This window comes from Roseomonas sp. HF4 (assembly GCF_005222755.1).
Classification (GTDB): domain Bacteria; phylum Pseudomonadota; class Alphaproteobacteria; order Acetobacterales; family Acetobacteraceae; genus Neoroseomonas.
Map to the genome: position 1 here is coordinate 1 of NZ_STGD01000010.1, position 18,166 is coordinate 18,166.

The 18,166-nt window shown below is 67.9% G+C and carries 18 protein-coding genes; 6 read left to right on the forward strand and 12 right to left on the reverse strand.

Translation table 11 applies throughout. The features are described from left to right. The first annotated feature begins 604 nt into the window (after positions 1-604). From E8M80_RS15445 to E8M80_RS15455, 3 genes are read left to right on the forward strand one after another with little or no spacing between them, the layout of a single operon-like run. Complete coding sequence (locus tag E8M80_RS15445; protein ID WP_137126605.1) at positions 605-1,639, forward strand: hypothetical protein; 1,035 nt, start codon at positions 605-607, stop codon at positions 1,637-1,639. Next, positions 1,615-2,388 (forward strand): Hsp70 family protein, encoded by a 774-nt coding sequence (locus E8M80_RS15450; protein ID WP_137126606.1) that lies wholly within the window; start codon positions 1,615-1,617, stop codon positions 2,386-2,388. Before E8M80_RS15445 ends, E8M80_RS15450 begins: the two co-directional genes overlap by 25 nt. Beyond that, positions 2,321-2,914, forward strand: a complete 594-nt coding sequence (locus E8M80_RS15455; RefSeq protein ID WP_137126607.1) for a hypothetical protein — start codon at positions 2,321-2,323, stop codon at positions 2,912-2,914. Before E8M80_RS15450 ends, E8M80_RS15455 begins: the two co-directional genes overlap by 68 nt. Before the next feature lie 2 nt (positions 2,915-2,916). On the opposite strand, the gene E8M80_RS15460 is transcribed toward E8M80_RS15455, so the two are convergent. From E8M80_RS15460 to E8M80_RS15485, 6 genes are all read right to left on the reverse strand, one after another. Continuing rightward, positions 2,917-4,179, reverse strand: coding sequence for a DNA cytosine methyltransferase (locus E8M80_RS15460; protein ID WP_137126608.1), 1,263 nt, complete (start codon positions 4,177-4,179; stop codon positions 2,917-2,919). Then, the gene (locus E8M80_RS15465; protein WP_370287452.1) at positions 4,172-4,693 is read right to left on the reverse strand and encodes a very short patch repair endonuclease; all 522 of its coding nucleotides are present in this window, start codon (positions 4,691-4,693) and stop codon (positions 4,172-4,174) included. The genes E8M80_RS15460 and E8M80_RS15465 overlap by 8 nt, the downstream gene beginning before the upstream one ends. 163 nt (positions 4,694-4,856) lie before the next feature. Next, positions 4,857-5,159, reverse strand: a complete 303-nt coding sequence (locus E8M80_RS15470; protein WP_137126610.1) for a hypothetical protein — start codon at positions 5,157-5,159, stop codon at positions 4,857-4,859. 452 nt (positions 5,160-5,611) lie between these two features. Then, positions 5,612-6,022, reverse strand: a complete 411-nt coding sequence (locus tag E8M80_RS15475) for a helix-turn-helix domain-containing protein (RefSeq protein WP_137126611.1) — start codon at positions 6,020-6,022, stop codon at positions 5,612-5,614. A gap of 2 nt (positions 6,023-6,024) precedes the next feature. After that, the gene (locus E8M80_RS15480) at positions 6,025-6,396 is read right to left on the reverse strand and encodes a type II toxin-antitoxin system RelE/ParE family toxin (RefSeq protein ID WP_137126612.1); all 372 of its coding nucleotides are present in this window, start codon (positions 6,394-6,396) and stop codon (positions 6,025-6,027) included. A gap of 41 nt (positions 6,397-6,437) precedes the next feature. Further along, positions 6,438-6,728, reverse strand: coding sequence for a hypothetical protein (locus tag E8M80_RS15485; RefSeq protein WP_137126613.1), 291 nt, complete (start codon positions 6,726-6,728; stop codon positions 6,438-6,440). A gap of 218 nt (positions 6,729-6,946) precedes the next feature. On the opposite strand from E8M80_RS15485, the gene E8M80_RS15490 reads away from it, so the two are divergent. The 3 genes from E8M80_RS15490 to E8M80_RS15500 are packed head-to-tail and all read left to right on the forward strand — an operon-like array spanning position 6,947 to position 10,300. Continuing rightward, complete coding sequence (locus E8M80_RS15490; RefSeq protein ID WP_255467534.1) at positions 6,947-8,509, forward strand: recombinase family protein; 1,563 nt, start codon at positions 6,947-6,949, stop codon at positions 8,507-8,509. Next, entirely contained in the window at positions 8,509-9,399 is an 891-nt protein-coding gene (locus tag E8M80_RS15495; protein WP_137126615.1) for a plasmid partitioning protein RepB C-terminal domain-containing protein, read from the forward strand. Before E8M80_RS15490 ends, E8M80_RS15495 begins: the two co-directional genes overlap by 1 nt. Position 9,400: 1 nt before the next feature. Continuing rightward, positions 9,401-10,300 carry a plasmid partitioning protein RepB C-terminal domain-containing protein gene (locus E8M80_RS15500; RefSeq protein WP_137126616.1) on the forward strand — a complete coding sequence of 300 codons (900 nt, stop codon included), beginning with the start codon at positions 9,401-9,403 and terminating at the stop codon, positions 10,298-10,300. 211 nt (positions 10,301-10,511) lie between these two features. On the opposite strand, the gene E8M80_RS15505 is transcribed toward E8M80_RS15500, so the two are convergent. Genes E8M80_RS15505 through E8M80_RS15530 form a run of 6 tightly spaced genes read right to left on the reverse strand, consistent with a single transcriptional unit; the run spans position 10,512 to position 18,166 of the window. Continuing rightward, positions 10,512-12,341, reverse strand: a complete 1,830-nt coding sequence (locus tag E8M80_RS15505; RefSeq protein ID WP_137126617.1) for a hypothetical protein — start codon at positions 12,339-12,341, stop codon at positions 10,512-10,514. A gap of 11 nt (positions 12,342-12,352) precedes the next feature. Further along, a complete protein-coding gene (locus E8M80_RS15510) occupies positions 12,353-14,359 on the reverse strand; it encodes a phage tail protein (protein ID WP_137126618.1) in 2,007 nt (668 codons plus the stop codon). Next, entirely contained in the window at positions 14,359-14,712 is a 354-nt protein-coding gene (locus E8M80_RS15515) for a DUF6950 family protein (RefSeq protein ID WP_137126619.1), read from the reverse strand. The genes E8M80_RS15510 and E8M80_RS15515 overlap by 1 nt, the downstream gene beginning before the upstream one ends. Then, positions 14,712-15,290, reverse strand: coding sequence for a hypothetical protein (locus E8M80_RS15520; protein ID WP_137126620.1), 579 nt, complete (start codon positions 15,288-15,290; stop codon positions 14,712-14,714). Before E8M80_RS15520 ends, E8M80_RS15515 begins: the two co-directional genes overlap by 1 nt. Beyond that, on the reverse strand, positions 15,287-15,976 hold the full coding sequence (locus E8M80_RS15525) for a hypothetical protein (protein WP_137126621.1): 690 nt from the start codon (positions 15,974-15,976) through the stop codon (positions 15,287-15,289). Before E8M80_RS15525 ends, E8M80_RS15520 begins: the two co-directional genes overlap by 4 nt. Positions 15,977-15,991: 15 nt before the next feature. After that, positions 15,992-18,166, reverse strand: a complete 2,175-nt coding sequence (locus E8M80_RS15530; RefSeq protein WP_137126622.1) for a tape measure protein — start codon at positions 18,164-18,166, stop codon at positions 15,992-15,994.

Below are 18,166 nucleotides of genomic sequence, written 5' to 3' on the forward strand. Positions count from 1 at the left end.
CCCGACCAGGCGCCATTCGTCCCTCGGCTACCTCTCGCCCATCGAATTCGAAGCAAGGAAGATGCTCATGAAGGACTGACCACTGCCCGCAGACCGTCCACAGAACCGGGGCAACTTCAGTACGTCGCGGCGCTTGATGGCCTTGAGCCCTATAGGCGCCCGCTAGCGGACATCGTTTGCGCCACTGTTCGGTTTGCGCTGAACAACTTCGTAAGCCCGGTCACCACGGGCTTTGGTCCGCTCGATGGTGCTTCCCGAAGCCTCGCGGCACTCGCTGGGGGGGCATCGGCAATCAGCGGGATAGCCGCTGCGGCAAGCGGTGCGACAGTAGGCGTATGCCCGCTCGACGATGGGGTTTCCCGAGTTCTCGACCTCTGGCGGCGGCTCCGCGAACGTCCAGCGTGGTCGCCCGTGTTGGAAGACGAGTGTCGCCAGGTCGCTAGCTCGGGGGCGCTCGACGCACCCGACCGTGAAAAGGCGCTGGCGCTTTGGGCAGAAGCAGCCCTTCGTAGTTCGCCAGAAGCTGCTGCCGAGCCTCTTGGGCTCTTGTCGGCGACCTACCCATTCGGCACCTGGGCCTCCGCCGAGCGCGAGAGGACAACTAATGGCCGATGAGACTGATTCGCGAGGGGAGGCTGCCGCAGCCGACGCCCAGAAGACACCCAGCCCGCAGGATATGGCTACGCCTCCCCCGCCAAAGCCGACGCTCGCGGCGTACTATGGTGAGCCAACTCCCAAGGTGGCGGAGTGGGCGAAGGCCGTGCGCGCGGCAGGCGGTTTCACCGCAGCTGATACGGAGGAAGCGCTCCAGCAGCTCGGAGCGCGAGACCCCGATCTTCGCAAGACCCTCGCGCTCACGGGAGCCGCCAACCCGCCACCGGCCCTGCGACGCTGGCTCGGCGACGTTACACGCCACCTACTTGCTGACCGGCTCAAGGGTGTTTCCATTGACCCGCAGTCGCCCGCGCACGAGCAGGTTGGGCGGATTGCCCTTGGGCTAGCACCAGGGCTGCGGGACAAGGACCGCACAGTACGCTCGGCCGCCGAAAACCTCCTACGGCTCGCAATTCGACGCATTACCGACGCCAAGCCCGACTTCAGCGCGGGTGAGATGCTGGCTCTTCTGTTCGCGCCCCTCCGCGAGCCGGAAGCGGACACGCGCATCGCTCCCGCGGACCTCCGCGGTCGGATTCAGGAGGCCGGCATTGCCCAGCTGCGCGACCTGTCTCTTGTGCAGGCCGCCGCACTCGACCGGATCTTGGGGGCTGAGCGCGCGCGGGCCGAAGCCCAGGATCGGTCCAGTGCACTCGACACGGCGCTTGCCGTTGAGCGCGATCGAGTGCGCGAACTGCGCGAGAAGCTGGTAGCGGTCGAGGCGCGCGCTGAGACTCTGGAGGCGGAGGTGGGGCGGCTCACTCAGGCCATGGCGGACAACCGGCAGATCGGCGCACACGGGACGGCCGAGCTGCTGGCGCGCATGCGGACCCTCCTCGCCGGCCGCATCGACACGCTGCTGGCCGATGCGGCCGACGCGCTGGAGATCGAGCCGCCGGCGCTCAAGGTGGCTAAGCACCGCATCCAGTCCGGGCGTGGGGTGATCAAGGAGGAAATCGAGTGGCTGGACGAGTCTTCGGGTTAGACTTCGGCACGACCAACAGCCTCGTATCGCTGATCCAAGGCGAGACGGTGATATCCCTTGTGGACCGAGCCGATCGCCGGCCGCATCCTTCGGTGGTGTGGTACCGCGGCGGCGAAGTGGTGGTTGGCCGCTCAGCCCGCGATCACCTCGACAGCGCCGAGGGTGCAGCGCCGCAGGGGCTGTTGCGGTCACCGAAAATGAGTCTCCGGCGGGAGGGACCTATCTATCTCGACGGCCGCGAGATCGCGCCGTCCGATGCCATCGCCAAGGTTCTCGCCTTCCTCCGCGATGACGCCCGCAAACCACGCGCCGGCGGCGAGCCCTACGAGATGGACCGCGCGGTGATGACGATCCCGGTCGACTTTGAGGGTCCACAGCGGCGGGAGCTGCGTGCAGCTGCGCGTAAGGCCGGCATCGGGGTCGTACAGTTTGTCCATGAGCCGGTCGCAGCGCTCTACGCCCACCTTCGTGGTCGGCCCCACTTCCGCCGCGAATTGGCCGAACTCGAAGGTCGCGTCCTCCTGGTCTTCGACTGGGGCGGCGGCACTCTCGATCTGACCCTTTGCCGCGTGCTTGGCGGTCAGATCTTTCAGATCAAGAGCATTGGCGACAACGAGATCGGGGGCGACGTCTTCGACGAGCGGCTGCGCAACTTGGCACGTTCTCGCCATGCTGCAGCGCATGACCGCCCACCACGCCTACAGCGACCAGGTCATGAAGAAGGAGAACTTCGAGCACATCCTGGCTGAGGCCTTCCGAATAGCAGGCTCGAGGGTAGTCCCTGCCAACAGTATGACGGTGAGAGGGGCCGACCTCACGATCGATGGCAACACGCTGTCCCTGAAAACTGAGGCTTCTGCCGGACTGCGGCAGAACCAGATCACCATCTCCAAACTAATGGAGGCAGCCTGGATCAAGCAAATAACAGAACTGGCGGACATCCCTCGTTATATCTCGGCGATGGTGCTCCCACATTTTGAGAACTATGATCAAATATTCATTCTCCGCGCTTATGTTGATCCCGTGCATGCCGGGAATGTTCGGTATGACCTACGGGAAATCCCGAAGCATCTTCTCCTCGCGATCGGAGATCTGACCGCCAGGGATTTTTCGCCTCTGACCAGGACGCGCACCACGAGTGCGGAGGTCAGGGCCGGGAACATCAGCGCCTTCAGGTTTCGCCTAGACGGCAGCGACGACAAGCTGACGATCACGAACCTCGACGTGAACCACTGCCCGCTACATGCGTGGTGGAGCCTGCGGCGGACACTGTAAGCTCAGATCGACAGCCGGAGCTGTGCCACTTCCTTGGCGCGGGACGGCCGCGGCGACGCATGCACGCCCGAGGAGCGAACGATGTCGCTGATGCGAAGGCAGGTCTTGGGCATAACCCACTCCTCTACCTCCGGCTTCACGGCGGTCCGCATCCAGTTCGCCAGGGCAGACATCTGCCAGGAGATGATAGGGGGCACCGCGTCACCAATGTGCCGATAACGATTCGACACGGACTTGGCTGGGAAGCGATAGTCAAAGGGGAACCCCTGAAGGGTCGCCATCTCTCGCACGGTGAGTAGCCGGTCCTGCTCAGGGTGCGAGTACCGCCCGTTCCCGACGTGGGCGCACTCCCTCTTGATCGTGGGCGCCGGCCGGTCAAGCCACATGCGTCCATACACGTCCGGGTGCGACCCGAAATCCTTCGCTTCCCACCGCCGAAGGCAGTCCGGGGTAAGCAGGTGCCGCGTTTTGGGATCGTGCCCGACGTCCGCCCAGCCGCCCCCGTCCTGGGGAGTTGCCGCCAGGCGCTCCAGCGTGAGGGCGTTCATCCCAGGGTAGGCATCCCCGTCCGGGTCGTCCGGGTGCTCTGCCTTCCAATCGGCAAGCCGCGCCAGCGCAGTCCGGACGGTCACCGCGTCGGGATTTACGGCCCAACCCTGCCACAGGTCTTCCAGGGTGCGTGCCGGGCCGATGCGGGATGCCACCACTAGAGCGCGCTCGCGGATCTGCGGCAGGCCGAACTGGGACAGGAAGTGGACGTCGGATCGCACGTCGAAGCCAGCTTGGCGTAGCCGGGCGACAAGCGCCTCATGGTGATGGCGATAATTGCCCGTGATCAGTTCGCGGGCGTTCTCCATGAAGAATAGGTCGGGCAGCAGGTCAACAGCGAAGTCTCCGCTCCTCCCGATGAGCGTGTTCTCCTCCTTGTCGACCAGGTGGTTCATCGGGTTCGCACGAGACAGGTGGGTGCATGGCGCGCACGAAATCATCACCCCCACCCCTCCCTTCTGGATTCCCGTCTCGGAGCGGAACTCCTCAGGGGTCAGGGTCATCATGTCCCGATTCAGAGGAGCTATGCCGTGGTTGGCATGGAAGGTCAGGTTGCATTCGGACGACCCCTTGCCGGAGCTGGGCTTCGCTACCTCGAGGTCGACAGCGGCTTTGATCTCGAAGCCGCCTCGGCGAGCAAATCCAGCGGTCGTGCCGCCTCCACATGAGAAGAAGTCGACGACGGTAACCGGCGCGGATCGATGGACACTATTCATGAGAAGGAGAGTCCCACGACCGGACGAGTCGGTCGAGAATGATGTTGAGACGACTCGGGTCACGTGTAGCGCATTCCCAGATCGTCTCGACACGCCAGCCCAAGTTCTGCAGGTCCGCTACATCCCTCGCGTCTCTGGTTTGGTTCGCGGCCAGCTTCGCATTCCAGAACGCGGTATTGCTCTTCGGCCGCCGCTGCCCCCGGTCGCAGTCCGGACAGCCGTGCCAGAAGCACCCATGGACGAAGACGGCCGTCCTGTGGCGTGGCAGTACGACGTCCGGCTTCCCTGGCAGGTCTTTCCTGTGCAGGCGGAACCGCTCCCCTCGGGCATGCAGCCCCTTTCGGACCACTACCTCGGGCTTGGTATCTTTCGATCCGATGCGGGACATCAGCCCGCTGCGGGCTGTCCTCGTCTCGCCCTGGTCAGACATCGCGTGGCACGCGCGTAGCGAAGAGATCTGCGTAGTAGCTCGGAGACCCGCCCCCCCCCGGAGCACTGTGATGGTTTTGGCCATTCAGTCGGAAGTGGTATGCCTTAACATGTAACATGCAGCGAGGTGCCAAATCAGACCTCGTGTTCTTGCCGCGGATGAACGACATGAATTGGCTGCGCGATTCAGGATTGAGCCTGTCCGCCATGCTCACATGCACCCGTGACGCAAGAGAGCGCTGTTCGATCTACTGCATGCCATCTAATTTCGCCTTCCTTGCGGCCTGGAATGCATCCGCCGCCTCGGCAAAGGGCCGTTCGGGACTGCATAGAGGCCGCACCACCATCAAGGAAGGTTTGCCGGGCTGGTAGTATGCGCCTTCCATGACCGCCAGCCATCCCGCGAGACCTTGGGCTGCCAAGCCGGCCTCGGCCTGAGCGATTTCATCGGGCGAGGGGTCGGAATGGCGCCCCAACGTTACATGCCGCCCGTCCTCGCCGAGGACGATCCAGCGCCGCTCACCGCGAGATTGAGTTTCCTCCGTCGTCATCCTGCGCTCCGGGCCTTGGGGCATTGCGTGATCCATAGGCCTACAAAGGCGCTGAATATCTCTAGAAGCAAGGGTAACCGGGGGCGGGTTGGGACAAAGTTGGGCATTGTGCCGTACTAAAGTGTTCGCTCTCTAGGTACGGGTTTCGGGCAAGTGGGGTTCGAACCAGGGCAAGTGCCGACCGCGCTGAAACCAGCCTTTTACCTAGGTTTTCGAGTTCCGTACTAAAACGGCCAAGTCAGGAGGTCCGGAGAAAAACGGCCTCCGGAGAGCGATTTTTGACTGTCCCGGCACCTAGCCAGTCAACAGGTCTGCCCCGAAAACCCCAGGAAACCTGCCACTCAGCGACGCGCTCGGTCAGGCGGAGAGCACGGCTCGCATGGTAACTGGCGGAGGAAGTGCGCCCGGATTCGAACCCTCGCCGACCTGTTGCCTGGAGAGCGGTGTGTATCTCAGGCGCTCGCTGACGTTCGCGTTGACCGCGCCCGCGGCCGTGCGGTGGAACCCGAGGGGGCCTTCCGCGCAGGCGCACGCTTCGTTGCCTTCGGCGCAATCTGATCGAAGCCGACCAGTCGAACAGGTGGGCGGCCCTTGAACACCGCCCGGACCTCGAGCTCGGCGCCCATGGCGTTCAGATAGCCCCTGAGAGTCGAGAGCATAAGATCGGCCCTCTGCTCCAACCGAGAGACAGCTACCTGACCAATCTTGAGCTTTCGAGCAACCTGGGTCTGCGTCTTCGACATTGCCTTCCGCAGATCGCGAAGAGAGGCCTCCTCAGCGATCAATTCGGCCGCTCGGCTCTCCACGCGCGCGCGCGACTCGGGGGCGAGTTCCGCCAACTTGGCTTCTAGGGTCTTACCCATCGCTACCGCTCCTTGCTCCTCGCCCTCCGGCCCTTCAGATGCATTGCGTACCGCGCGTCGGCCCGTTCAATGAGGCTCTTGTAGAACCTCTTCTCGGACACGCCCGATTTGCTTCCGCCGACTAGCAGGATCGCCTTCCTGTCCGGATCGAACGCATAAGCAACGCGCCACACGCCATCCGCAGCCCTGAAGCGGAGTTCCTTCATGTTCGAGTAGGTCGACCCGTTAAGCGTATCCGCGTGAGGCCGAGACAGCTGGGGCCCAAACTCCGCGAGCAACAAGGCATGTGCCAGGAGCTCTTCCCGCACAGCCTCTGTCCAAGCGTCGAATTCAGGCTCGAACTCATCGTGAAACTCAATCGCCCATGGGGCCACCGAAATATGCCCTCCAGGTTCTACAATTTCAAGCGCATATTCTAAAGCCCGATGACGAGAGCATCCAGCCTGCTCGAGGCTTCACCAACGAGACGACGTACCACGATGAGCTCCGCGACCGGGATTGTGGACGTGCGGCCGGCTGCGGCCAGAACGGCGTCCAGGATCTGATCCGAGTGCGCCATCAAGGCAATGAGATGATCCGCCCGTGGCTGGTTGTCGCCCCGAAGCCAAGCCTTGACCGCACCCTCGCTGGCGCCGCTCCACCGCATCAGCCGCTTCACGGCACCTCGTTCCCGGCGAGCCTCCCGACGCAGCGCGTCGGTCAGCATTGACGCATGCCGAGGCTGTGCGTCCACGTCATTCTGCGAATGGGGCAGTTTTCCGCCCAATTCGGGCGGAGTTCCGCCCTTCTCCGTCCCCATGTGGCTGAAGTCCCTGCGCTAAAGTCGGCGCAGGGTGCGACATCACCGCGGCTTCGCTGGTTCCTTGCACCACGGCTGGAAGGGTGACCGCCGGCCTGCCGGCGCTCGCGACAGGGAGCCTGCGTGTGAGGTCGTCCACGGCAAGCACAGGTGATTCAGAAGGCGTCCGGCGGCGTGCGGCCGAATACGTCCGGATGTCGACCGACCACCAGCGCTACTCCACAGAGAACCAGTCGGCAGCAATCCGAAAATATGCGGAAGAACGCGGCATCGAGATCGTCCGCACCTATGCCGACCACGGCAAGAGCGGCTTGAGCCTCGCTGGCCGATCCGGCCTCAAGAGCCTGATCGACGATGTTCGAGCCGGGCGGGCGGATTTCGACCTTATCCTGGTCTACGACGTCAGCCGTTGGGGACGCTTCCAGGACGCCGACGAGAGCGCCTTCTACGAGTACCAGTGCCGCAAGGCCGGCATTCAGGTTGAATATTGCATTGACGGCTTCGAGAATGACGGCAGTCCGGTTGCCACGATCGTCAAGGGCGTCAAGCGCGCCCTCGCGGGCGAGGGTAGCCGCCTGCTCTCCGTCCGTGTCTTTGCCGGGCAGGGTCGGCTGATCGAGCTTGGGTTCCGCCAGGGCGGTCCAGCCGGGTTCGGATTGCGCCGCCATCTCCTGGATGGTGCCGGGAACCGCAAGGCACCGCTGGCCCGCGGTGAGCACAAGAGCCTTCAGACGGACCGCGTGATCCTCGTGCCTGGGCCATCTCAGGAAGTGGACGCGGTCCGTTGGATCTACCGCAGCTTCGTCGAGGAGGGGCGCAGCGAGAATGAGATCGCCGCGTTGCTGAACACTCAGGGCATCAGCACGGACTTGGGGCGGCCATGGACGCGCGGTACCGTCCACCAGGTCCTCATCAACGAGAAGTATGTCGGCGACAACGTCTGGAACCGCATCTCGTGCAAGCTGCAGGGCGCGCGGGTACGCAATCGCCGGGACATGTGGATCCGGCGGGACGGGGCCTTCGAGCCTCTTGTCGACCGGATGCTGTTCGAGGCGGCGCAGATCATCATACGGGAGCGATCGAGACGCCTCACGGATGAGGAGATGCTCGAGGTCCTGCGGACCATCCTCGCAAATCGCGGCTACCTCTCCGGTCTCGTCATCGACGAGGTGGACGGAGCTCCCTCCAGTTCGGCCTACCGAACCCGCTTCGGCAGCCTCCTGCGCGCATACCAGCTCGTCGGCTTCTCGCCGGACCGTGACTACCGGTATGTCGAGGTCAACCGTGCCTTGCGCAGGCTCCATCCGGAGATCGTCGCTCAGGCAATGGCGGGGATCCGGGATGTCGGAGGAGCCGTCGAGCAGGATCCGGCCACAGACCTTCTGACCGTGAATGGCGAGTTCACGGTATCCATCGTTCTCGCGCGCTGCCAGGAGACGCCTTCGGGAACGGTGCGATGGCACATCCGCCTCGATACGGGCCTCGCACCGGACATCACCGTCGCGGTCCGCATGGCACCCGGCAATGCGAGTATCCGCGACTACTACCTCCTGCCTCGTCGCGATACGACGCTGGATCGGCTGCGCATCGGAGAGACGAACGACCTTCTGCTCGAGGCCTTCCGCTTCGACACCCTGGACGCTCTCGCCGACCTGGCGCGGCGCGTCAGCATCATGGAGGCTGCCTGATGCCTGTCCCTGCCGCTGCGAAGGTGCAATCTGTCCCGATCGCGCTGATCGACGTGATCAATCCGCGTGCCCGCAACAGGAAGGTGTTCCGGGAGATGCTCGACAGCATTGCTGCTGTCGGCCTGAAGCGCCCCATCACCGTCGCCATGCGACACGGTCCTCTGGGCCTCCGGTACGACCTCATCTGTGGTCAGGGACGCCTGGAAGCCTTCCGGGAACTCGGCCAGGTGGAGATCCCGGCCGTGGTGGTGGACGCCGAAACCGAGGACTGCCTCGTGATGAGCCTGGTCGAGAATGTGGCCCGGCGTCAGCACCAAGCCATCGATCTGCTGCACGATATCGACGGCATGCGGCGGCGCGGCCATTCGGATCCCGAGATCGCCCGTAAGACTGGGCTCTCGCTGGAGTACGTCCGTGGCGTTCTTCGGCTTCTCACGGGCGGCGAGACGCGCCTCCTGAGGGCGGTGGAAGCCGGACAGATGCCCGTCAGTGTCGCAGTTGAGATCGCGGAGGCAGAGGACGCGAACGTGCAGCGTGTGCTGCACGAAGCCTATGAGAAGAAGCTGCTGCGCGGTCACAACCTGATGTCCGCGAAGCGTCTGATCGAGGTGCGCCGCAGCCAGGGCCCGCGGGTGAAGGCCAATGAGCGCCGCCGGCTGCGGCCGCTCTCGGTGGACTCCCTGCTGCGGACCTATCGGCAGGACGTGGATAAGAAGCGCATGATCGTGCGCGATGCGACGAACACGCGGGGCATGCTGTTGTTCGTGGTGGAGGCGCTGCGGGCCCTTCGAGCCGATGAGGGCTTCGTGAATCTGCTGCGCGCCGAAGGCCTCTATACGATGCCGGCCAAACTTGCCGAACGCGTTGGTCCCGCGCCCGGGGAGGCATGAGATGGTCGCCGAGCACAAGCCGCCGCGCATCAAGAGTGCGTTCGAGGCCACCAGCATCCAGGTTCCTCTGGAACGGATCCGCCCGCTGCGCCCGGTCTCCGGCAAGACGCGGAGATCGACGAAGTATGCGCAGATCGCTGCCTCCGTGGCCGAGGTGGGCCTGATCGAGCCGCCGATCGTGGTGCGCCATCCGTCGGAGCCGGACGCCTACCTACTGCTTGATGGGCATCTCCGGGTCGAGATCTTGCGCGATCGGGGCGCTGTCGATGTCCTCTGCCTCGTCGCGACTGACGACGAGGCATTCACCTACAATAAGCGCATCAGCCGCCTCGCCGCGGTGCAGGAGCACCGCATGATCTTGCAGGCGGTCGACCGGAACGTTCCTGAAGAGCGCTTGGCCCGTGCACTCAACATCGACATCAGCACGCTGCGCCAAAAGAAGCGCGCCCTTCAAGGCATCTGTCCGGAGGCCGTCGAGATCCTGAAGGACAAGCCGATCTCGCTGAGCGTGTTCTCCATTCTGCGGCGCATGATGCCGCTGCGACAGATGGAAGCTGCCGAGATGATGGTGGGCATGAACCGCTACTCGAAGGGCTACGTCCAGGCGCTGCTGGTCGCGACACCGGAAGACCAGCTGGTGCAGGACGGCAAGCCGAAGGCGCCGAAGGCCCTGACCCGCGAGCAGGTGGTTTTGATGGAGCGCGAGACGGCGCGGCTCGACCGGGAGATCAAGGTCGCGGAGCAATCCTACGGTCCGGACCATCTGCGGATGGTGCTTGCGCGGACCTATCTGACCAAGCTCGTTGCGAATGCGCGGGTCGAGCGCTGGCTCCAGCAGCACCAGCCGGAGATGCTCACTGAGTTCCGCAAGCTGGTGGATGGCCAAACGGCTGTCGCGTAGCCGCGGCGCGGCCGGACGATCCGGTCCGCTGCAATGGGGACCCGGACCCGAAAGCGCGGGGACCGCCGGAGACGCCGCACGGTGGGGCGGATCGAGGGCGGTGGTGGGAATGGCGGCGAACCCGCTGGTGCCCGCCAGGCCGGCCGTCATAGGGCCGGCCGCATGGTTGGAGGCGGGTGCGGAGGCGATGGAGCCGCACCCGCCAGCCCACTCACGGCACGCGCCGCTTGGTCACCTGCACCGACAGCGTCGCCGCGCCGAGATCGAAGGTGGCGCTGGGCGAGATGTTGCGGGCCATGACGCGCACGGTGTTGTTGGACCAGGCCGCAACGTCGAGTTCGATGAAGCGCGTCGACGAGGCCAGCGCCGCCTCGGCGAGATCCCCCTGTCGCGCACCAGCGACGGTGACGTCGAGCAGGCTGGTCACACCAGGTGCCAGTGACGGCAGGTCCCAAACTACCTCCGCCGCGAACTCCCGCTGCCCTGCCGGCAGGGCAGGCGTGCCGCAGAGCAGTGCCGGCGCAGCCTCCGGCAGCCCGTAGAGCCGCAGCGCCTCGAGCTCGATCTGCCCGTCGAAGCCGACGATGCCGATCTGCGCGAAGGCAACGCCGGGCCCGAGCCGCACCGTCATCCGCTTGTTCAGCGAGGCGTCCGCCATGGCAGCGCCGCCGGTCCAGGCCTTGGACGGGATGTTCCACAGCAGCGTGGTGATCGAGGCCAGCGCGTCGCCGGCGACATTCTCCCGCACATTCATCGCCGCATCGAAGCACCGCACGAAGATCCGCCCGCCATCCGCCCCGCCGACGAGGGAATGGATGAGGGCGAACTCCTTCGCCTGCCCGCACTCCACCACAAAGGCCAGCCCCCGCTGTGCGGCGAGCAGCAGCCCGCGCCCGGTCGGCATGATGTCGTCCAGCCCGTTGAAGGACAGCCCGACAAGCGTCGTGGCGGCGGTGGTGGAGGTCGCGACCACCCCCAGCCCCTCGACGCCGATCTCGGTGGCGCTGTGCCGGAACGCCCCGGCCCGGACATTCGGCACGGAGCCGAGCAGCCGCAGGTGCCGCGACGCCGGCGCGCGATGGCGATTGAGCACGGTGTTGCCGCAGCGCGTGGCCGTCGCCGTGTAGTCGATGCCGACCTGGTAGGTGTTGCTCCACGCAACCTCGTATTCGCAGTCCTGCGCCGCGGCGGTATGCCGAGCGACAATGGGCGAGCAGGCCTCCATGCGCAGCGCGCGGCCAATGATCGCCGAGCCACTGGTCTCGTTGAGGAAAGGGATGGCGACGTTCGGATCAAGCTGCCGCAGCTCGAAGTTCGGCGCGTCGAAGACGTGCCGGTTGTGGTTGGAATAGGCGCCGGGCGCGTTGGACAGCCGGATCCCGAAGCGGTCGATGGTGGGGTTGATCCCGGTCGCCACCGCGAAGTGCCCGCCATAGTAGCGGATCGAGGTGTTCCAGGCGGTCGCGGTGGCGCAGTGGATGTCGAGGCCGATGCGGTTGTTGAGGATGCGGCCGAGATGGAAGGTGCTGTCCTCGACGCCGCGGCCGTCGCCCAGCGTCCGCATGCCGATGGTGAAGCCCGAGACCAGGCGGAGCTCGACCACCGAGGCGTCGATGTTGCGGACCAGGATGCCGATGTCGGCTTCGTCGAGCCAGTCGGACTGGCTCTGCCGGATGACCTGCAACCCGGCGTAGTGCTTCTCGCCGTTTCGAACGGTGCCACCATCGCCGAGGGTCAGCACGGTCGCCGGCGCCGTGCCGGTGTAGCGGATGATACCGTGCATGATCAGCCCGCGGGCGCCGCCGCCGAGGGTGACGCCGGCGGAGACGTTCCAGGTGCCGGGCGGGATGACCGCGAACTTCTGGTCCGCCGCGGCGCGGTCGAAGGCCGCCTGGATGGCGGCGCGATCGTCGGCGACGCCGTCGCCCAATCCGCCGAAGTCGGAGGGCAGCACGGTCTCGCGGTCGCGCAGGTACTTGGCCAAGTCGGTCTTGCTGACCGCGGTGTCGAGCACCAGCAGGTCATCGATGCGGGCGGGCATGGCGGATTTCCCTACAGCGCGGTCGCTGTCACCGGCCCTGCCAGGGCCGAGACGTTGCCCTCGGCCGAAACCGCGCGCAGCCAGTACCAGCGCGTGTCGCCGGCGCTGAGGCCGGCGCGGTCCCAGAAGAGGATGGTCGGCTCCTCGGGCAGCTTGACCGCCGCGGCGAGGCTGCTGGAACTGGCCTCGAACACCTGCAGCCGGACGGCATCGGGCGGGAACCCGCCGGCGAGGCGGATGCCGCCGGCAATCCCCGTCGCTGTCGGCGCCGCCACCGCGGCCGGGACGAGGGCCTGCCGCCAGCCCGACACCGCCCCGCTGCGCGCCACGGCGCGCACCCGGAAGCCGGTCGGCTCGGCGGTGGGGATGGCCGCCGCCGTGGCACCGAGCGACCCACCGTAGCCCTGCCAAGCCGCCACCGAGGCCGGCACGAACTCCACCTGGTAGCCGGCGAGGTGCGAGGAGCCGACCGCCGCCCAGGACAGCGAGAGCACGGCAAAGGCCGTCGCCTGCGGCGTCTCCACCGTGATGCTGGCGGGTGCGGCGATGACGCCGGGGTTCGGCAGCACCACCGCAGGATTGCTCCCTGTCGCGCGCTCATCGACCGCCGGGTTCCAGTCCCACACCGCGGCGTCCTCCTCCTCCAGGGTAAGATCGACACCCCCCTCGGCGGCGAGCGACCAGGCGGTGACCCGTGCCGGGAAGGGGGTGAGGCGGTCGAGGGCGACCGTCGCCGCCTCCCAGGGCCGCAGGCGCAGGGCCGAGAGGTTGGCGGGAAAGGCCACGGTGCGCTGGCGGCGATTGCGCTCCAGCTCGACCTTCATCAGCCGCTGCACGGTGGCGACCGAGGTGGTGAGCGGAAATTCGAGGTCGCGGTAGATCATCTCGCCGCCATCCTGGGCGACGTAGTTGCTCGCCAGCAGCGGTGGGGCATCGGTGGGCTGCCAGTTGGCGGCCGGCTCGACATAGACGGCGCGCACCCCGTTGAAGAGGTCCCGCCGCGGCCGCGCACCCTGGATGGTGACGTCGCCGCGCAGGTCGTCCGAGGTCAGGGTGGCGGCCGGCAAGGCCGGCGCGCCGGCATGGATGAAGAACCGCCCGCCCGAGACCACCAGCGCGCCGGCCATGGCGGCGGCGAGCTTGCGGGTGATGGCGATCTTGCCCTCGGCGAGGGACAGCACGCCGTTGGCGGTGTAGCGGCGCTCATAGATTCCGGCCCGGGTGCCGACCAGTTCGTCGCAGACATTCGCCGCAGCCATCAGCGCCGGGATGTCGATATCGGCCCAGGCAGCCCGCCAGCCGAAGGGTGCGGTGAGGTACCAGGCGAGCAGCAGGGCGGGATTGTCCGACCAGCCCACCGCGCCGGTGCGCGGGTCGAGGATGGTGTCGGCGCCTTCGACGATGGCGGCGATGTTGGGCGGGCCGGCGGGGAAGGCCTCGGCGGTGAGCTTGAGGCGGACGGCGACATAGGCCCGGCCGCGGCCGCGATGCTCGACGGTCCACTGGCCGGCGGTCTCGGCGATCAGGTTGGCATCGGCGGCCTGGTCGGGGTCGCCGAGATGGCGGTCGATGCGCACCAGCCCGGCGAGCGAGCCGTCGCTCTCGACCTTGTCGCCGAGGAACACCTCGCCGATGGCACGGACACGGTGTGCGGCGAGCACGACGACGGAATAGAAGTAGCCATCGGCGCGGCCCTCATCGTCGGTGGCGGAGTGGAGGAAGACGATGGGGCCGGAGACCTTGCAGCGGCCGAGGACGAGCTGGTGCTCGGTGACCGGCTGGCGGAAGGCCTGGGTGCGGCCGGCGCCCGGCTGGCCTGCGTCGAAGCCAGCGATCGCTGCCGCCTGCGGGCTGAGGCTGGCCTGCTTTTTCTGCTTCTGCGGAAAGACCGACTGGCCGATGGCGGAGACGATGAAGGCCGCGCCGGCGCCAACCACGGCGCCGATGATCCCACCACCGACGGCCGCCGAGGCCACGCCGGCGGCAGCGACGGCGATGAGCGGCACCGCAGCCGGCATCAGGCGATCCTCCAGGCAATGGTGCAGGCGGTAAGCGGGGCGCGGATCAACCCGCGCGGCCCGACGAAGGCGGCGCGTCCGCCATCGACCACCACGCCGAGGCGCCGCGGCTCCCCGGCGAGGACGACATCCCCCGGCCGCGCGAAGGCCGACGGGATGCGCGGGAAGCCGGCGCTGTCCGCGGTGGCCTCGAGCGAGGGGTGCATTCGGATGCGCGCCTTTGCGCCGGTGCATGCCTCGACAGAGGCGAGGGCGAAGCGCCCGCAGTTCCAGCGATGCGCGTCGAACGGACGCGTCTCTGCCGCGGCCAGCAGGGCTGCCAGCCGCGCGTGCCAATCGGGAAGCCGGGCCATCAGCTGGCGGGCAGCCGGATCTCCGCCTCCTGCAGGGCGGGGACGAACTCGAAGAAGCGGTCGCCCGGATACTCGGCCTGCTGGTCGGCATCGGTGTAGCGCCGCACCTCGGCGCGCTCGAGGTCGACGAGCCGGCTCTCGCAGGTGAGCGAGATTCGCGGCTCGGCGCCGTCCACCACCTGCATGGTGTCCATCAGCCCGGCCCAGAGCGGGAACGGATCGGCGACGAAGGCCCCCTCGGCATCGAGCAGCGCACCCCACAGCCGCGCTGGGCGGAGACGGAAGGACTGCTCGGCCAGCGCGATGTCCACCACCTCCTGCGGCACCGGCGAGAGGGTCAGGGTGATGCGCACGGCGCGCAGCTCGGCGGTCTCCTCGATGTCGGAGACGGCGCCGATGGTGCCCATGCCCTCATAGGTCACCCCGGCCCAATGCAGCGGCCCGAGACCGGTCCAGGCGCGGATGGGGCCGGAGGCAAAGTCGAGTTCCACCAGCACCACCGGCGTGGCGACCGGCGCGGTGGCGGCGGCCGCGGCCTGGGGCGACAGCCGCGGCGTGGCGGTGATGCCGTCCGTCATGGCAGCACCTCCTCCAGGCGGATGGTGATCGCGGTGAAGCGCCCCGGCCGGGTGGGGTTTATCCCCTCGTCATCGGAGGCGAGGCGCATGGCGACGGTCGGCGTCGTCAGCACCAGCGGCTCGGCGAGCGGGGCCGCAGCGCGCAGCGGCGGGGCGATCGGGATGGTGGCGGTGCCGGTGCCGGAGGCCACGATGGTCTCGGTCGCCATGTAGAGCCGGCCGGCGAGGCCGATATGATCCCCCGCCCCGACCGCCACGGCGTTCGGCCACCAGCCCTGGGTCGCGAGCGACAGCGCCCCGCGCGCCGCACCGGCGGCCAGCGACGGCGTGCCCGAGCCCACCACCAGCCCCGTACCGTCGGTGAAGATGGTGGCGTCCGAGAAGGAATACGGCCCCGAGGGCACCTCGCCCTGGCTGCGCGGATCGCCGGTGCGGTACTCCCGTCGCCAGTCCCAGATGCGCACGGTGTTGGCGGAGCCGGCGAGCGCCGCCAGCAGCCCCTCCAGCACGCCGGCCTGCATGCGGTTGAGCGGATCGAAGCTGGCCTCGGCGATCCACCGCGCCCCGTCGCGGCGCAGCACCTGGGTGGCGCGGCTCACCGGCGAGACGAAGCGCAGCGTGTTGTGCTGGAGGTAGAAGCTCAGCCGCGACGGCCGCAGCGTGGCGGGCCAGGCGTATTCGGTCATGGTTCGCCCTCCCCGCTATCCCCGCACCGTGTCGTAGGCCGCCCCGCCGCGGCGGATGGCATCCAGCGTCATCGCCGATGCCTGCCGGGCGATCTGCCCGGCGAGCAGTCGCAGCCGCGCCTCGACGCCGGCATCGGCGCCGCGCGCATCGATGGTGATGCTGGTGTGGATCGTTGGGCCGCCCGCGCCCGGCACCACGCCGTTCGGCAGCACGGTGCCCGCCTGACGGGGGACGAACCATTCCGGCCCACGCTCGCCAACGACATACGGCTGGCCGGCGGCGACCGGCCCGCCCTCGGCGCGGAACAGCCCGCCCAGCCAGGAGCCGACATCCGTGAACAGGCTGTCGAAGGAGATCCCCGACAGCCCAGCGGAGACGGCGTTGCCGAGCGGCTCGGTGATGACCTTGCGCGCGAGGATGCGGGTGATGTCCTGCAGCAGGCCCTCCAGCACGGAGGAGAACTTCTCACCTTTGACGATCGCGTCCTCGAAGGCGCTGGAGAAGGTCAGGCCCAGCTCGCGGACGGTGTCGGAAGTGCGCGAGGCGCCCTCCTCAACGCGGCGCTCGGCGCGTTCCAGCTCCTCCATCGCCGCGACTGCCTCGCGCTGGATGGTCTCGTCGGGCACCGCCCGGCCGGCCCGTTCCGCCCGCTCCACCAGGGTGGAGAGATTGGCGAGGCGGCGCTGGTATCGCTCATAGGCGGTCTCGTTCTGCTGGATCAGCCGCTCGCGCTCGCGCAGCAGCTCGTTGAGCTCCCGCTCGGCCTCGCGCGCCTCGCGCGCGCCCTCGGTGCTGGCACGGCGGACGGCAGCGACACGGGGCTCCAGCCGGCGCAGTGCCTCGTCGCGCTCCTGGAGCGCCAGGGTCTCGAGGCGAGTACGCTCGGCGGCGGTGACGCCACCGGCGGCCTCGGCCTCGCGCAGCCGGCGGACGCGCTCCTCGTATTCCCGGTTGATCCGGAAGCGGTCGTCGAGGTCGCGGGTAAGGTCCTGCACGTCCTGCGTGGCGCGGCGCCGGCGGGCATCAGCCGCGGCAGCAGCGGCGGTCTCCTGCTCCGTTCGCTGGCGCTCGCCGGCGGCCTGCTCGCCGCGGGTGATCTCGGCCTGGAGCTCCGTGTATTGCCGGCGCAGCTCCTCCAGCCGGGCGGCACGATCCACCCCGGCCTGCTGCTCGGCGGCGCCGACCAGGCCGGGACGGATGCTGCCGCGGCGGACCGGCGCGGTGAGGCTGGCGCGGCCGTCCTGCTGGCTTTCCAGCCGGGTGATCTGCGCGGCCAGCGCCTCGGCCTGGCGGCGCATGCCGGCGAAGCGTTCCTCCTCGCTGAGCAGGCCGGCGCCTTGGCGGACGCCGTCCACCGCGCGGGCGGCGGCGGAGAGCGCCCGCGCCAGCGCGTTGGACAGGCCGATGGCGCGGTCGAGTTGGCCCAGAAAATTCTCGGTCGCCGCCGTCAGCTGCCCGAAGGCGCGGCCGAGCGAGAGCGGCGCGCGGTCGAGCTCGGCGCCGAGCCGTTCGGTGGCGCGCAGTAGCGCCGGAAACACCCGCTCGGCGGTGAGCTTGCCCTCGGAGCCGAGCTTGCGCAGCTCGCCGATCGAGACGCCGAGTTCCTTGGCGAGCCCCTCGGCCAGCAGCGGCATGGCCTCCAGGATGGAGCGCAGCTCGTCGCCCTGCAGCACGCCGGAGGCGAGCGCCTGGGCCAGCTGGAGCGTGGCGGAGGAGATCTCCTGTGTCGACGCGCCGGAGACGATGGCGACGCGCTGCAGGCCGCCGACCAGGCGCACCACCTGGTCGGAGGTGGCGCCGATCTCGCGGGCGGCGATCGAAAACCGCTGGAAGGCGTCGACGCTCTCGGAGACTGCGACGCCGGTGGAGAGCGCGTTGCGGTACAGCGCCTCGTAGACCTGCCCCGCGCGTTCGACCGAGCCGGTGGCGTTCTGCAGGCGGGAGAGGCTCTGGGTGAGCGCGTCACCGGCCTGGACCAGGGCGCGCGCGGCCACCGCCACGCCGGCGAGCTGGATGCCGCGCGTGGCGACGTCCAGCAGATCGAGCGAGCGGGAGGCACGCTCGGCGCCGCCCTTGATCTGGTCGAGGGAGCGCTGGCCGGTCTCGCCGACCTCGCGCAGCCCGGCCTTGACCCGGGCGGCATCGTCCAGCGACAGGCGGACCGAGACGCGGCGGGTGGCGTCGGCCAT

Excerpts from the sequence above, each read along its gene's own strand:
- E8M80_RS15525 (WP_137126621.1), bottom strand. The coding sequence starts at position 15,976 with ATGACCGAATACGCCTGGCCCGCCACGCTGCGGCCGTCGCGGCTGAGC.
- E8M80_RS15445 (WP_137126605.1), top strand. The coding sequence starts at position 605 with ATGGCCGATGAGACTGATTCGCGAGGGGAGGCTGCCGCAGCCGACGCC.
- E8M80_RS15495 (WP_137126615.1), top strand. The coding sequence starts at position 8,509 with ATGCCTGTCCCTGCCGCTGCGAAGGTGCAATCTGTCCCGATCGCGCTG.
- E8M80_RS15465 (WP_370287452.1), bottom strand. The coding sequence starts at position 4,693 with ATGGCCAAAACCATCACAGTGCTCCGGGGGGGGGCGGGTCTCCGAGCT.
- E8M80_RS15510 (WP_137126618.1), bottom strand. The coding sequence starts at position 14,359 with ATGCCGGCTGCGGTGCCGCTCATCGCCGTCGCTGCCGCCGGCGTGGCC.
- E8M80_RS15530 (WP_137126622.1), bottom strand. The coding sequence starts at position 18,166 with ATGGCCGACGCCACCCGCCGCGTCTCGGTCCGCCTGTCGCTGGACGAT.
- E8M80_RS15475 (WP_137126611.1), bottom strand. The coding sequence starts at position 6,022 with ATGGGTAAGACCCTAGAAGCCAAGTTGGCGGAACTCGCCCCCGAGTCG.
- E8M80_RS15485 (WP_137126613.1), bottom strand. The coding sequence starts at position 6,728 with ATGCTGACCGACGCGCTGCGTCGGGAGGCTCGCCGGGAACGAGGTGCC.
- E8M80_RS15470 (WP_137126610.1), bottom strand. The coding sequence starts at position 5,159 with ATGACGACGGAGGAAACTCAATCTCGCGGTGAGCGGCGCTGGATCGTC.
- E8M80_RS15520 (WP_137126620.1), bottom strand. The coding sequence starts at position 15,290 with ATGACGGACGGCATCACCGCCACGCCGCGGCTGTCGCCCCAGGCCGCG.
- E8M80_RS15515 (WP_137126619.1), bottom strand. The coding sequence starts at position 14,712 with ATGGCCCGGCTTCCCGATTGGCACGCGCGGCTGGCAGCCCTGCTGGCC.
- E8M80_RS15505 (WP_137126617.1), bottom strand. The coding sequence starts at position 12,341 with ATGCCCGCCCGCATCGATGACCTGCTGGTGCTCGACACCGCGGTCAGC.
- E8M80_RS15500 (WP_137126616.1), top strand. The coding sequence starts at position 9,401 with ATGGTCGCCGAGCACAAGCCGCCGCGCATCAAGAGTGCGTTCGAGGCC.
- E8M80_RS15455 (WP_137126607.1), top strand. The coding sequence starts at position 2,321 with ATGACCGCCCACCACGCCTACAGCGACCAGGTCATGAAGAAGGAGAAC.
- E8M80_RS15460 (WP_137126608.1), bottom strand. The coding sequence starts at position 4,179 with ATGAATAGTGTCCATCGATCCGCGCCGGTTACCGTCGTCGACTTCTTC.